This window comes from Bradyrhizobium sp. CCBAU 25338, assembly GCF_028128965.1.
Taxonomy (GTDB): Bacteria; Pseudomonadota; Alphaproteobacteria; order Rhizobiales; family Xanthobacteraceae; genus Bradyrhizobium; species Bradyrhizobium liaoningense.
In genome coordinates this window covers 201690-216152 of the sequence record NZ_LFKY01000043.1, presented here as the reverse complement: position 1 = coordinate 216152, position 14463 = coordinate 201690, and the positions used below count along the sequence as shown (strand labels likewise).

Genomic DNA, 14463 nt, shown 5'->3' with positions numbered 1-14463 from the left:
TTTGCGTCGTTAACGTTAAATTAACTATGCGCTTTGTGCCGGCCGCGTGCCTGCTATGGTGACCGCGGTCGCAAGCCTCGCCGCTTTCTCCAGGTTCTCGGCAAGGCCTGTACACAGGGCGTCAAACAGTTTGGTCACGGGCCGCGGGGAGGGGTGGGGATACTCCTTATCTCTCCGGCCACCGGAAGACCGACACGGACAGGCAGGGCTTTCCCAGGGCCCTGCCTTTTCCGTTTGCGCACTTGCGCAGGGACGGCAAACGCGACTATCTCCAAGCCTACCGCTCCGATCGCGCCTGAAAGCGAAGCTGCCTTGGATTCCCCGCAAGATTCGTCACCGGACGTGCCTGCCGTCGTCGAGGAGGCTCCGCGCGAGCCGATCCTGACGCTGCCCGCTGCGCTGACCGCCTATATCCTGCTTTTGGCGGTGATCCATCTGCGGGTGTTGCTGCCGCCGGAGCTCGAGAACTGGACCATCGACGTGTTCGGCTTCATCCCGAAGCGCTACGATTCCTCGCTGCTCAATCTGGAGATCCCGGGCGGGGCGGGCGCGAAGGTCTGGACTTTCGTCACCTATTCGCTGCTGCACGCCAATCTGACCCATCTGGGCTTCAACGTGCTGTGGCTGCTGCCGTTCGGCAGCGCGCTGGCGCGGCGCTTCGGCGCGGTCAGATTCTTCGTCTTCCTGGCGGTGACGGCGGCGGCCGGCGCGCTGGCCCATCTCATCACCCACGAGCATGCGGTGGCCCCGATGATCGGCGCTTCGGCCTCGGTGTCGGGCGCGATGGCAGCCGCGATCCGCTTCGCCTTCGTCCGCGGCAGCTTCCTGTCGTTCAGCCGCTCGGACGCCGATACCGCCGCAAAAGTTCCGGCGCTGCCGCTGTCGCGCGCGCTGCGCGACGGACGGGTGATCGGCTTCCTCAGCGTTTGGTTCGGCGTCAACATCATCTTCGGCGTTGGCGCGATCGGGATCGATTCCGAGACCACGAGCGTCGCTTGGCAGGCGCATATCGGCGGCTTCTTTGCCGGCTTGCTGCTGTTCGCCCTGTTCGATCCCGTGCCGCGCGTTCGAGGCGATGCTGCGGATGCGTCATCACAGGACATTTCAAACCGTATTTGAAGCGGCGCTTGCGGCGCGGCCCGAATTCATCCATCATCCCAAAGAACAATGTTTCGAAGCCGCAAGCTGCCAGCGGCGATGCTTCGCAACGCGCCTGAGCGTGAAACCGGCGCCAAAACTGTTAGTTGAAGACTCGAAGAACAAGTTCGGATCGCCTCAAGGGCGGACGGCTCCGATTCAGGGAGGCTGCAATGACGGTACGTTCCATTCTGAACACCAAGGGGCACCAGATCGTGAGCGTCGAGCCCGACGCCAAGCTGGCCGCCACGATCAAGCTGCTCGCTGAGAAGAAGATCGGTGCGGTGCTGGTGATGAACCAGAGCCGGCTCGAGGGCATCCTGTCGGAGCGCGACATTGTGCGCGTGCTTGGCGAGCGCGGCGCCGGCGTGCTGGAGGCCCCGGTCTCGGAGGTCATGACCCGCAAGGTCGTGACCTGCAAGGAGACCGACACCGTGGCCGAGCTGATGGAGATGATGACGTCGGGCAAGTTCCGCCATCTGCCCGTGATCGACAACGGCAAGGTGGTCGGCCTGATCTCGATCGGCGACATCGTCAAGCGCCGCGTCCAGGAATACGAGTCGGAGCAGGAAGCCCTGCGCGACTACATCAAGACGGCCTGACCGGCCTCACAACTGGCCTCATTCCTGTGCTTTCGGCGCGGTGCCCTCGGGCGTCGGCGCCAGCACATGGATGGCCTCCTGGATCGAATCCAGCGCGCGCTCGGCTGCGCGGGTGCCGAAGGCGATGAGGTCATCGGCGCGGTGGAAGTCGAACCAGCCGATCTGGCCGACGCGTGGCGTGATCAGCATGTCAGGCGGATCGCCGGCGAGGCGGGCGCGGGTGATGCGGTCCTGCATGATGTTGAAGGCATCGACCATCACCGAGGAGATGCCGGGCCGGCCGCCGCCGCCGAAGAACTCGCGCTTCACGGTTTTCTCCGGCGAGAACAACCGCGGAAAGCGCCGCTTGACCGTCGTCTCCCCGGCACCGGGCGCCACCGTCTCCGGCATCGCGCCGTGCGAATAGATCGTCGTGGAATGGGTGAAGATGTCGCTGGAAAGATTTGCGGCGATGACGATTTCGGCACCGAGCGCCCGGGCGGCTGAAACCGGCACCGGATTGACCAGCGCGCCGTCGACCAGCCAGCGGTCGCCGATCAGCACCGGCGCGAAGATGCCCGGCAGCGCATAGGAGGCGCGCATCGCGTTGACCACGCGGCCGCGCGTCAGCCAGATCTCGTGGCCGGTGCGGACCTCGGTCGCCACGGCCGCGAACTTGATCGGAAGGTCCTCGATCTGGGTTTGGCCGCAGGCCTCCTCGAGCCGGATTGCGAGCTTCTCGCCGCCGATCAGGCCGGAGCCGTTGAGGCGGATGTCGAGATAGCCGAGGATGTTGCGCATGCCTTGCAGGCTGCGGCCCCATTCTTCCAGCGTGTCGAGCTGGCCGGCCGCATAGAGGCCGCCGACCACGGCGCCGATCGAGGTGCCGACCACGACGTCAGGCACGATGCCGTTGGCGAGCAGGGTCCTGATGATGCCGATATGGGCGAAGCCGCGCGCCGCGCCGCCGCCGAGGGCAAGCCCGATGACCGGCCGGCGAATGCTGCCGAGGCCCACCTTCTCGCCATTGGAGCCCCGACCCTTCAATCTGTCCAGCACCGAAACCCTCCTAACGCCGAGGCCAGCCCGTATCACCAGACTAGGCACCGCTGCTGCGCTCCGCCATATCAGGGGTGAAGCATGGTTTATGCCGCTTTGCGAAGGGCACGGGGCAGGAGTATGGCGAGGGATGGCTGGCTCCGGGGTAATCACGCAAGCGTCAATCGGGTTCCAGCGATCGCGCGCGAGGCCGTATTTCCTGGGGTTTCAGAGGCTTGAATTTGCCGCGTTTTCGGTGAAAAGCAGGGGGTATGACACGCGGGGGTGACGGCATCATCGGATGGCGGCGCAGCGGCAGGCTGCTGCCGGCGCTGTTCCTTGCTGCGTGCCTCGTTACCTCAGGCCAAACTGCTGCGCAGGCGCAGCTTTTCTCCGATCGTCCGCCGCCGGTGCCGCCGGCATCGGTGCCCGACCCCGGCGGCGCCGTCAGCCTGGCGCCGCCCTCCGGCCTTGGCGCGGGACCCCCAAGCCTGCCGCCGACGCTGATGCAGCCCGCGACGCCCAGCATGCCGCCGCCCGCGGTTACGACCGTGCCGCCGGCCGCCCCGCTGAACGCGGCCGTGCCGGGGCAGGGCGTGCTGTCGCTGACGGCGAAATACGGCAAGGACTCTCCGCCCATCACCAGCGGCCTGGTCTGGCGGGTGTTCGCCGACCGTCCCGACGAGAACGGCACCTTCAAGCTGATCCGCGAGGACCGCAACGCCACGCCAAACATCGTGCTGCCGCCCGGCAATTACGTCGTGCATGTTGCCTTCGGCCTCGTCAGTGCGGTGCGCACCGTCGCCCTGAAGGCGGAGACGGACCGCGAATCCTTCGTGCTGCCGGCGGGCGGCCTGCGCATCGAGGGCCGCGTCGGCACCAGCCGCATTCCGCAGAACCAGATCTCGTTCGCGATCTACAAGGGCAGCCAGTTCGAGTCCGGCGAGCGCGCCTCCCTGGTGCCGAACGTCGCCGCCGGTGACGTCGTGCTGATTCCGGAGGGCACCTATTACATCGTCTCCAACTACGGCGACGCCAATTCGGTGGTGCGCTCGGACATCCGCGTCCAGGCCGGCAAGCTCACCGACGTCACCATCACCCACCGCGCCGCCGTCATCACCCTCAAGCTGGTCAGCGACAGGGGCGGCGAGGCGCTCGCCAACACCGCCTGGTCGGTGCTGACCCCCGGCGGCGACGTCATCAAGGAATCGATCGGCGCGTTCCCGCGCGTCGTGCTCTCCGAAGGCGAATACCGCGCCATCGCCAAGAACGAGGGCAAGGTCTACGAGCGCGGTTTCAACGTCGTCAACGGCGTCGACGGCGAAGTCGAGGTCGTCGCGCGCTGAAGCATGGTCCGGAAAAGTGCACGGCGGTTTTCCGAAAAGATCATGGTTAAACAACAACCTAAAGCGCGATGACGTTTCATCCTGATCGCATCGCGCTTTAGAACCCGGGCGGCGCTGCGCGCAGCCTGACTTGACGCGCCGCACGATCGTTCTCATCCAGCGCACGGACTTGCATCTCTTGTTACCGCCAAGCTACCGCCAAGTGCGTCCTAGGTGCTGGCAGCAACGGCTCTTCGCCACCACCACTCCGTTGTTTCGCCAAAATGGCCTCTTGGGGTCGAGTAAACACCGCTGACCAGGGCTTATTCCCGCACCTGCGGCTTCATCACACTCCGGTGCACGATACGAATTTCCGATCATCAATTTTATTCTCTTTCCACCGCGCTGGGTTATATGTCGGTCATCCATCTAATTGGGGGTAGCCGGAGCAGGCCTGTGCGTCTGCGAGACCGGCAAGGAGCAGGGACCAAGCCCGTCGGCATGTTCGAAGTGATCCTTACCAGGCGCAAGCGGTTTGGCTGGCGGTGGCAGGTGTGCGACCAGTCCGGCAAGATATTTGCCGATGGCTTCGAGCGCACCCGGCCGTCTGCCAAATATCAAGGCGAGCGCGCGTTGTTCTTCCTGTTGTCGCAGGCCTATCTGCGCAAACGCTCCGCCGCGTCCAGCGAGGACTAGCGGAGCCAACGGGCTAGAGGCTCGCCTGGACATCGACGACCAGCTTGCCCTTCGCTGCGTGATCGCGGATCAGCGCATAGGCGTCGCCGACATTCTCCAGCGTGAAGCGCCTGGGATCGAGCAGCGGCACCAACTTGCCCGCTTCCACCAGGCGCGTCGCCTCCATCATGATCTCCCCATGATGCGCGCGCCCTTCGCCCGACAGCAGCGGCAGCAGCGTGAACACGCCGGAATAGGTTGCGGCGCGGAAAGACAACGGCGCAAGCGCATGCGTCCCCCAGCCGAGCGCACTCACCACATGGCCGAAGCGGCGCACCGCTTCAAAGGAGGCGTCGAGCACCTTGCCGCCGACGGTGTCGTAGACGACGTCGAAGCCACGGCCGCCGGTATGCTGCGCAACATAGGTTTCGACAGGCGTGTTGCGGTCGATGAACATCGCGCCAAAACCTTCGATCGTGGCGCGCTGCGCCGCCGAGCCGGTTGCGAACACGTTCGCTCCGAAGGCACACGCGATCTGGATTGCGACATGGCCGACGCCGCCGGCGCCGCCATGGATCAACACCTTCTGGCCGGCCTCTAGCGAGGCGCGGTCGATCAGGCCTTCCCAGGCCGTGATGAAGATCAGGGGCAGGGCTGCCGCCTCCCGCATGGCGAGATTGGCGGGCTTCGGAGCCAGCAGGTCGGCATCGACTGCGGCGAATTCGGCCAGCGATCCCTGCACGCCGCCGACGCCACCGGTCATGCCATAGACTTCATCGCCCAGCTTGAACCGCCTCACCTCGTGCCCAACCTGCTCGACCACGCCGGCGAGATCGATCCCGGGAATTGCGGGCAGCGGATGCCGCGCATGCGGTGCCGCGCCGGCATGGATCTTGGTGTCGAGCGGATTGACCCCGCTCGCGCGCACCCGGACCAGCACCTCGCGCGGGCCGATTTCGGGCGTGGAGATGGTCGAGAGCCGCAGCGGCGCGTTGTACGCCTCCAACACGGCTGCGCGCATTGTCGATCGTTTGGTCATGATTGTTCTGCTCCGTTGTCGCCCTCCAATATGCCCATGAATTTTTGCATGGAAAGCAACGACGATGTACGATCACCGTGCATTATTGCATGAGGGCTGTGCGATGGACTGGAGCGATCTGCGCATCTTCCTGGCGATCGCGCGCGAAGGCACGCTTGGGGCCGCCGCGCGAAAGATCGGCCAGACCCAGCCGACCATGGGCCGGCGGCTTCGCGCGCTCGAACAGGCGTTGGGGCAGACGCTGTTCCAGCGCACCGCCGACGGCTTCGTCCTCACTGACGAGGGCACCGCCGTGCTGCGCCACGCCGAGCGGATCGAGGAGGAAGCGCTCGCGCTTCAACGTCACGCCTCCGGCGCGGAGACGCAGCTCGATGGCCTTTTGCGCCTGTCGTCGTCGGACTGGTTCGGGACGGTGATGCTCTCGCCGGTGATCGCCGCCTTCGGCAAGCGTCATCCGAGGGTGACCGTCGAGCTCCTGACCGATGCGCGCCTCTACAGCCTGCCGCGCCGCGAAGCCGATCTCGTCTTCCGCATCAAGCCGTTTAGCGAACCGGACATTATTTCCAGGAAGCTGCTGCACATTCCCTACGCGCTCTATGGCAAGAAGGGCACCAAGCCGCCGCGCGCCGGCGACGGGCGTGGCGTCCGCGTCGTGACCATGAACGTCGAATTCGCCGACATGCCCGATGCTGCCTGGCTGAAACGCGCGCTGCCCAACGCGGAGGTGGCTTCGCGCAGCAATAACAGGCAGGCGCAGGCCGAGCTCTGCGCGAGCGGCGGCGGATTGGCGGTGCTGCCGCGCCCGCTCGGGGACCGCGACCGCCGCCTCGTCGCGCTCGACATTGGTACGTCGCCGCCCGGCCGCGATACCTTCGTCGGCTATCACCGCGACCTCAAGCGCCTGGCTCGCCTGCGCGCGCTGCTGGATCTGGTGATCGAGCGGTTGGCGGGCACGCACCCGTAGCAACCCGGATGAAGCCAACTCCAGGGCTACAAGGCCTTGCGGTGCCTGTCGGGCAAAACACCCAAACCATCGGTCAAGGCGCCCCGCCGAAAATATTCTTCTTTACCGAAATTCGGAAACGGCGTATGTGTCGCCGCGACCCGGCCCAAGGAAGAGGGGCGTATCGCGATCGTCACGAACGCGGGCCGGGCGGCGGTGGACGCAGATGGCGTTGGCGCGAACGGGCTTGCGGGGCGGGAGACCGTGAGCAAGGTCGTGGCGCATACGACCGCTGCCATCAGCGTACGGCAAAATCGTGTGGTCCTGGCGCCCGGGGTCTGTGCGCCAAGTCTTGCGGTGACGTTGCGGCCCGACCGGGTTCGCACCGTCAGTCATCCGCAAGGCGACGGGGGCAATAGTGCATCGCTCCCCGGGGAGATCACGACATAAGCCGTTCCAACCACTGCGCAGGGAAGGCCGGGATGTCTCCGGTTGCCCTGTTACCCGCTGTGCATCGAAGCGCACGCAGTTTGCGTCTGGCATAGCGGTCCACGGGAGCCAACCGGCTCCCGGCCCTCCCTGCGCCCTCTTTCATCTGGGGGTGAGGCATCGACGCAAAGCTCGGGCGAGATGAGCCGCGAGGATGCGCCCGTGTGTCTTCAATGAAGATGCAAATCGAAAGAAGACGCCGTTACCCCAAACTCGGTCATTGCGAGGCGCGAAGCGACGAAGCAATCCAGAGTCTTTCCGCAGCGGCAGTCTGGATTGCTCGCTACACTCGCAATGACGGCGCTGAGACAGTGCATCCCAACATCACATTTCGTGCCCCGGACGCAGCGCAGCGCTTCTTCAGCGGTGCGCTGCAGAGCCGGGGCCCATGCAACAGCGCGTTGCGGCGTTGCGCCGCACGAGAGCATCGCCTTTGCACAACTGTCATAGTCTCTAACGCCCACTAACCAACGCCTGACTTAAAACTGTCATAATCGCCGAATGGAACCCGCGCCTGCGCGCTTTTTACACGTCGTTAAGCGCGTCTGCATTGGATGCGCCGGCAAAGTGCGTTGGGGACTGCCATGAATGCCGCGAAGAGGGTGTCGGGAAAGCCGGCCACCGAAATGTTTGACGACATCCCGGTGCTTCAGCGCAAATGGCATGCGGCGTTAAAGCCGGGCGAGCGGCTGCCACGCTATGAGGACGTGATGCTCGGCAGCCTCGGACGGCTCGCCGACCACATCGCGCTGCTGAAGAACGACGGCGCGCTCGAATTGTCGCGCAGCGGACGTTACGTGCAGAAATGGCTCGGCGAGGAAGCCTGGGACATTCCAGTCGCCGAGCTGTCGCCCGATTGTGCCACGGCGCTGTCGGAAGCAGCGGCGAGCGCGCTTGCGACCGGACGGCCGCACCGGGGAAGAGCGCATTGCGTGCGCGACGGCATGGTCAGGACCTACGACGTGCTGGCGCTGCCGACGTCCTCGCGCTGGGGCGCGACGCTGGTCGGTGCCTATGTCAACGAGCGCGGCGCGCAGTACAACCTCCTCGACGCGATCTTTTCCTCGACCGACGATGCGGTGGTCTCCCTGGTGATGCTGCGCGATGCCGGCGGCAAGCCGTTCGATCTTCAGGTCGTGCATCACAACAAAAGCGCGGACACACTGCTGAAGGTTGCGAGCGGAAGCCTGTTGTGGCGGCGGATCGGCGAGGGCGGCACGCTGCTGGCCTTGCCCGAGGTGATGGAATTCCTGTTCAAGACCGTTCTGAGCGGCCGCGGCGAGCAGCTCGAGATCGAGAGCGAGGGACGCTACCTCAGGCTCAGCGCCACCGCCTTCGCCGACGTGGTTTCGCTGACGATCTCCGATGTCACCGCGCTGAAGCGGCGCGATGCCTCGTTTCGCCTGCTGTTCGACAATAACCCGATGCCGATGTGGGTGTTCGACGCGCAGACCAAGGCGTTCCTCAACGTCAACGACGCCGCGGTCCAGCATTACGGCTACAGCCGCGCCACTTTCCTGCGCATGAAGCTGCACGAGATCTGGCCGGAGGACGAGTGGGACAGCCACGCCGAGGCGCTGGAGCGCCTCGGCGACGCCTATCACTCCTCGCGCAACTGGCGGCATCTGCGCGCCGACGGCAGCGAAATCGAGGTACTCACCTTCGGCCGCCGCGTCGCCTTCGACGATCGCGACGGCTACCTGGTGGCGGTGGTCGACATCACCGAGCGGCGCAAGGCCGAAGCCCGCATCGCCCATATGGCGCACCATGATGGGCTCACCGACCTGCCGAACCGCGAGTTCTTCCAGGAGCGCCTGAAGCAGGCGCTGGGCCAGGCCGATGGAAAACGGGTCGGCGTGCTCTACATGGATCTCGACCTCTTCAAGAACATCAACGATTCCTTCGGTCATCCGGTGGGCGATCGCCTGCTGAAGCAGGTCGCCGAGCGCCTGACCACCGCGGTCCGCGGAGCCAATCTCGCGGCGCGGCTCGGCGGTGACGAGTTCGCCGTCATTCTGGCCGCCGACGTCTCGCCGAACGAGGCCAGCGCCTGCGCGTCCTTGCTGATCGACATGGTGAAGGCACCTTATGATCTCGACGGGCAGGAGATGGTGATCGGCGCCAGCATCGGCATCGCGCTGTCGCCGGGCGACGGCACGACGCCGGAGGAGTTGATGCGCAATGCCGACATGGCGTTGTACCGGGCGAAAGCCGATGGCGGTGGCGTGCACCACTTCTTCGAGCGCGAGATGGATCTCCAGGCGCAGAGGCGCCGTGACATGGAGCTCGACCTGCGTCGTGCGTTCGCCAACGGCGAGTTCGAGCTGCACTATCAGCCCCTGGTGTCGATCGCCTCCGACCGAATCTCCGGCTTCGAGTCGCTGCTGCGCTGGCATCACCCCGACAAAGGCATGATCTCGCCGGCGGAGTTCATCCCTGTTGCCGAGGACATCGGCCTCATCATCCAGCTCGGCGAGTGGGTGCTGCGCGAAGCCTGCGCCGAGGCCGTCAAATGGCCTGCCGACGTCAAGGTCGCGGTCAATCTGTCGCCGGCGCAATTCCGCAGCCGCAACCTGGTTCAGGTGGTGATTTCGGCCTTGGCGCAGTCCGGCCTATCGCCGAAGCGGCTTGAGCTCGAAATCACCGAGTCGATCTTTCTGGCCGAGACCGATGCCAATCTCGCGACCCTGCATCAGTTGCGCGAGCTCGGCGTCGGCATTTCCATGGACGACTTTGGCACCGGCTATTCCAGCCTGAGCTATCTCCGCAGCTTTCCATTCGACAAGATCAAGATCGACCGCTCCTTCGTCAAGGATCTGGCGCAGCGGCCCGACTGCGGCGCGATCGTGCGCGCGATCTCCGGGCTCGGCCGCAGCCTCAACATCACCACGACCGCGGAGGGCGTCGAGACCGAAGATCAGCTCGACTGGCTGCGCGCCGAAGGCTGCAACGAGGTACAGGGATTTCTGTTCAGTGCCGCGCGGCCCGCGGCCGAGATCGGAAAGCTCCTCGCCGATTTCGGCGAGCGCACCTCACGGGCGGCGTAGTGCGGGCGGGTAGCAGTCGTAGACAAGCGCCTTGAACGCGGGCGTGATGCGGCTGCGCTCGTTCTGGGTCTGTTGCATCATGAGGTAGACCATGTCGAGCTTGGGATCGACGCCGAAATAGGTGCCGCTGCCGGAGTCCCATTTCAGTTCGCCGAGCGAGCCCGGCGGCGGCGGCTTCGCGTTGCCGGGATCGGTCCGCACCGCGAGGCCGTAGCCATAGCCGAAGCCGTCGCCCGGGAAGTAGAAATAGTCGCGTGCGACGCCGGAGCCCGGCCCGATGTGATCGGTCGTCATGGCCTTGAACGCGGCCGGGCTGAGGTAGCGCCTGCCCGCGAACTCACCGCCGTTGAGCAGCATCTGCGAGAAGCGTTGATAGTCGGTGATGGTCGAGAGCAGGCCTCCGCCGCCGGATTGCCATTCGGGATGGTCGAGGCGCTCGCGTTCGCCGGCAAGCAGGATGAAATCGTTCGGCAGCGGCCGCGCCATCCGCGCAAGCTCGTCCTCGGTCGCGAGCACGAATTTGGTGCTGTTCATGCCGAGCGGGTCGAAGATGCGCTGCTTCAGGAATTGATACAGCGTCTGGCCCGAGACGATCTCGATGACGCTGCCGAGCACGTCGGTGGAATGGCCGTAGCGCCACAGCGTTCCAGGCTGCCGTGCCAGCGGTAGCCTTGCGATCCGGTCGGCGAACTCCCTGTTGTTGAAATGACCTTCGAAGATGTTGGCCGCCTTGTAGGCATGCTCGACCCATTCGGCTCCGATATAGTCGTAGCTGATGCCCGAGGTTTGCCGCAGCAGATCCTCGATGTTGACGGGACGGACCGGAGGCACGAAGTCAAGTTCCAGCTCGCCGTGCGGATCGGTGGTCTGGAGGCCCACCCTGGTCTTGGCAAAGAGGGGGACGTATTTGGACACGGGGTCGGTGAGCGCAAGCTTGCCCTCGTCGATCAGCATCATCGCGCCAAGGCACGTGATCGGCTTGGTCATGGAGTGGATGGCGAAGATCGTGTCCGGCGTCATGGCGAGGCCGGTCCTGGTGTCGCGCACGCCGAAGGTCTTCAGATAGATCGGCTTGCCGTGCTGCTGGATGAGGATCACCGCGCCCGGCAGTCGGCCGCTGGTCACCTCGTTGTCGAAATACGCCGTGATGCGGTCGAGCCCCTCGGACGAGGGGGCGGGAATATCGCCGGCCCGGCTTCGCACCATCGAGCCGGCGAGCATGGCGGCCCCGATAAGAAATTCACGCCGTCGCATCCGGGCTTCCTCCCTCCCTCGCCGGGATCAAAGCCGCACAACGTTTGGCGCGTCAACGAGCCTTCGAACTAAAAGCGCGTCACAATTTCCGAAAGGCACGGTCGCGGACGGTCCTCGCTCGGTTTGGTCGGCGTGCCGATATGCACGAGGCCGGCGAGCTTCTCGTCCGGCTTGAGGCCGAGCCCATCAAGCACGTCGCGATCGAAGGCGAACCAGCCGGTCAGCCAGCAGGCGCCGTAGCCGAGCGCGGTGGCGGCCGTGACGATGTTCATGGCGCTGGCACCTGCCGACAACTCCTGCTCGAACGCCGGCACCTTCGGATGCGGCTTGGTGAAGCTGACGATGCCGATCACCAACGGCGCATCGGTGAGGCGCTTGCGCTCGATCTCGACGTCGGCCGCTGGCGCGCCCGGATTCTTCCGGGCGAAGACCCTCGCGATCACCTCGCCGGCACGCTGGCGGGCATCGCCCTCGAAGATGATGAAGCGCCAGGGCGCGAGCTTGCCGTGATCGGGCACGCGCGCTCCGATGGTCAGGATCGTCTCGAGTTCGGCCGGCGAGGGGCCGGGCCCGGTCATTTCGCGCGGCTTGACCGAGCGGCGGGTCTTCAGGAGTTCGATGGCGTCGGGCACTGCGATATCCTCTTCGGCTGGTCGTCGGGCGTGCCATGCCGAGATAGGCATGCACGCCCGCAACGGAAGCGAATTTAGATCGATTTCAGGGATCAGACGCCGCCGAGCGCCCGCCGGACATCCGGCGGGGTCGCTTCCTCGACCAGCGCGGCGATGGCCTCCTGCGTCGTCATCACCTTCTGTCCGTCGCTGCCGAGGCGGCGGACCGAGACCGAATGCGTCTCGGCTTCCTTCTTGCCGACCACGAGCAGCGCCGGGATCTTGGCCAGCGAGTGCTCGCGGACCTTGTAGTTGATCTTCTCGTTGCGCAGGTCGATCTCGACCCGAAGCCCGGCGCGGCGCGCCTGCTCCAGCACCTGCTTGGCGTACTCGTCGCCTTCCGAGGTGATGGTCGTGACCACCGCCTGCACCGGCGAGAGCCAGAGCGGGAAATTGCCGGCATAGTGCTCGATCAGGATGCCGATATAGCGCTCCATCGAGCCGCAGATCGCGCGGTGCACCATCACCGGCGGCTTCTTGCCGCCGTCATGGTCGATGTAGAACGCGCCGAACCGCTCCGGCAGGTTGAAGTCCACCTGCGTGGTGCCGCACTGCCAGTCGCGGCCGATGGCATCGCGCAGAACGTATTCGAACTTCGGCCCGTAGAAGGCGCCTTCGCCCGGGTTGATCTCGGTCTTGATGTGATTGTTCTGCGACTGGATCTCGCGCAGCACGGTGGCCATCACGCGCTCGGCGTGATCCCACATCGCATCGGTGCCGACGCGTTTCTCCGGCCTGGTCGAGAGCTTCACCGTGAGATCGCCGGTGAAGCCGAAGTCCGCATAGGTCGACAGGATGAGATCGTTGATCTTCAGGCACTCTTCGGCGAGCTGGTCCTCGGTGCAGAAGATGTGCGCGTCGTCCTGGGTGAAGCCTCGCACGCGCATCAAGCCGTGCATGGCGCCGGACGGTTCATAGCGATGCACCACCCCGAACTCGGCAAGCCGCAAGGGCAGGTCGCGGTAGCTCTTTAGCCCGTGCTTGAAGATCTGCACGTGACCCGGGCAGTTCATCGGCTTGAGCGCAAACCAGCGCTTGTCCTCGGCCTCGTCGCCGGCCGACTGCGCCGCGAACATGTTCTCGCGATACCAGCCCCAATGGCCCGAGGTCTCCCACAGGACCTTGTCGAGGATCTGCGGCGCATTGACCTCGTTGTAGTCGCCGGTCAGGCGTCGCCGCATATAGGCGATCAGCTGCTGGAAGATGGTCCAGCCCTTCGGATGCCAGAACACCACGCCCGGGCCTTCCTCCTGGAAGTGGAAGAGGTCGAGCTCGCGCCCGAGCTTGCGATGGTCGCGCTTTTCGGCTTCCTCGATCTGCTTGAGGTAGGCGTCGAGATCCTCCTGCTTGGCGAACGCCGTGCCGTAGATGCGGGTCAGCATCGGGTTGTTGCTGTCGCCGCGCCAATAGGCGCCGGCCACCTTCATCAATTTGAAGGCATTGCCGACCTTTCCGGTCGAGGTCATGTGCGGGCCGCGGCAGAGATCGAACCAGTCGCCCTGGTAGTAGATCTTGATCGGCTCGTTGCCGGGAATGGCGTCGACCAGCTCGACCTTGAATGCCTCGCCCTTGTCGCGGAACACCTGCTTGGTTTTCTCGCGATCCCAGACCTCTTTCGTGAACGGCTTGTCGCGCGCGATGATCTCGCGCATCTTCTTCTCGATCGCGGCAAAGTCTTCCGGCGTGAACGGCTCGTTGCGGAAGAAGTCGTAGTAGAAGCCGTTCTCGATCACGGGACCGATGGTGACCTGGGTACCCGGCCACAGCGTCTGCACGGCCTCGGCCAGCACGTGCGCGCAGTCGTGGCGGATCAATTCCAGTGCGCGCGGATCGTCGCGATTGACGAACTCGATCTTTGCATCATCCTCGATCGGGTCGTTGAGATCGGCGACCTCGCCATCGAGTGCCATCGCAACCGTGCGCTTGGCCAGCGACGGCGAGATGCCCTTGACGATCTCGAGGCCGGTGATGCTCTTGTCGAATTGGCGCTGGGCGCCGTCGGGGAAGGTGAGGGTGACTTTGGCGGCAGGGGTCACGGGCTTCAGATTGGACAGGCTGTACTGGAAGCCGGACTCGGATTTGGGCTGGTCGGTCATGCTTTTCTCCTGAGGCTCACTCCTGCGAACGAGCGCAGGTAAGCGGGAACGAGCGATATATCAGGCGATTCGGCCTGCGCAATCCGGCAAATCCAAGAAAGTGACGCGCAAAAGCCGGGACATTGCACCAACTATTTGGAGCAGCGCCCTTCAACTGGCCGCAAGCCT

11 protein-coding genes are annotated in these 14463 nt (G+C 64.9%); 6 read left to right on the top strand and 5 right to left on the bottom strand.

The genetic code is table 11. The features are described 5' to 3' along the window. Positions 1–312 precede the first annotated feature (312 nt). Positions 313–1119 carry a rhomboid family intramembrane serine protease gene (locus ACM42_RS34605; protein ID WP_271532658.1) on the top strand — a complete coding sequence of 269 codons (807 nt, stop codon included), beginning with the start codon at positions 313–315 and terminating at the stop codon, positions 1117–1119. 191 nt (positions 1120–1310) lie between these two features. Next, complete coding sequence (locus ACM42_RS34600) at positions 1311–1739, top strand: CBS domain-containing protein (protein ID WP_271532656.1); 429 nt, start codon at positions 1311–1313, stop codon at positions 1737–1739. Between the two features lie 18 nt (positions 1740–1757). Here ACM42_RS34600 and ACM42_RS34595 read toward each other — a convergent pair whose 3' ends face one another. Next, positions 1758–2777 (bottom strand): patatin-like phospholipase family protein, encoded by a 1020-nt coding sequence (locus tag ACM42_RS34595; RefSeq protein ID WP_271532655.1) that lies wholly within the window; start codon positions 2775–2777, stop codon positions 1758–1760. A 251-nt stretch (positions 2778–3028) separates the two neighbouring features. Between ACM42_RS34595 and ACM42_RS34590 the strand changes: the two genes are divergently transcribed. Further along, the gene (locus tag ACM42_RS34590; protein ID WP_271532654.1) at positions 3029–4102 is read left to right on the top strand and encodes a hypothetical protein; all 1074 of its coding nucleotides are present in this window, start codon (positions 3029–3031) and stop codon (positions 4100–4102) included. A gap of 435 nt (positions 4103–4537) precedes the next feature. Then, positions 4538–4777 (top strand): hypothetical protein, encoded by a 240-nt coding sequence (locus ACM42_RS34585; protein WP_271532652.1) that lies wholly within the window; start codon positions 4538–4540, stop codon positions 4775–4777. A gap of 13 nt (positions 4778–4790) precedes the next feature. Here the strand turns inward: ACM42_RS34585 and ACM42_RS34580 are convergent, their stop codons facing one another. Continuing rightward, entirely contained in the window at positions 4791–5795 is a 1005-nt protein-coding gene (locus tag ACM42_RS34580; protein WP_271532650.1) for a zinc-dependent alcohol dehydrogenase family protein, read from the bottom strand. A 103-nt stretch (positions 5796–5898) separates the two neighbouring features. Here ACM42_RS34580 and ACM42_RS34575 point away from each other — a divergent pair, with 103 nt between their 5' ends. After that, positions 5899–6759 carry a LysR family transcriptional regulator gene (locus ACM42_RS34575; protein WP_271533703.1) on the top strand — a complete coding sequence of 287 codons (861 nt, stop codon included), beginning with the start codon at positions 5899–5901 and terminating at the stop codon, positions 6757–6759. 1052 nt (positions 6760–7811) lie between these two features. Then, positions 7812–10274 (top strand): putative bifunctional diguanylate cyclase/phosphodiesterase, encoded by a 2463-nt coding sequence (locus tag ACM42_RS34570; RefSeq protein WP_271532648.1) that lies wholly within the window; start codon positions 7812–7814, stop codon positions 10272–10274. On the opposite strand, the gene ACM42_RS34565 is transcribed toward ACM42_RS34570, so the two are convergent. The 3 genes from ACM42_RS34565 to thrS all read right to left on the bottom strand — a co-directional run bounded on the left by ACM42_RS34565 (position 10260) and on the right by thrS (position 14295). Next, positions 10260–11528, bottom strand: coding sequence for a serine hydrolase domain-containing protein (locus ACM42_RS34565; protein ID WP_271532646.1), 1269 nt, complete (start codon positions 11526–11528; stop codon positions 10260–10262). The genes ACM42_RS34570 and ACM42_RS34565 overlap by 15 nt on opposite strands. Positions 11529–11596: 68 nt before the next feature. Further along, positions 11597–12160, bottom strand: coding sequence for a nitroreductase family protein (locus ACM42_RS34560; RefSeq protein WP_271532644.1), 564 nt, complete (start codon positions 12158–12160; stop codon positions 11597–11599). Between the two features lie 92 nt (positions 12161–12252). Next, complete coding sequence (gene thrS, locus ACM42_RS34555) at positions 12253–14295, bottom strand: threonine--tRNA ligase (RefSeq protein ID WP_271532642.1); 2043 nt, start codon at positions 14293–14295, stop codon at positions 12253–12255. Positions 14296–14463 lie beyond the last annotated feature (168 nt).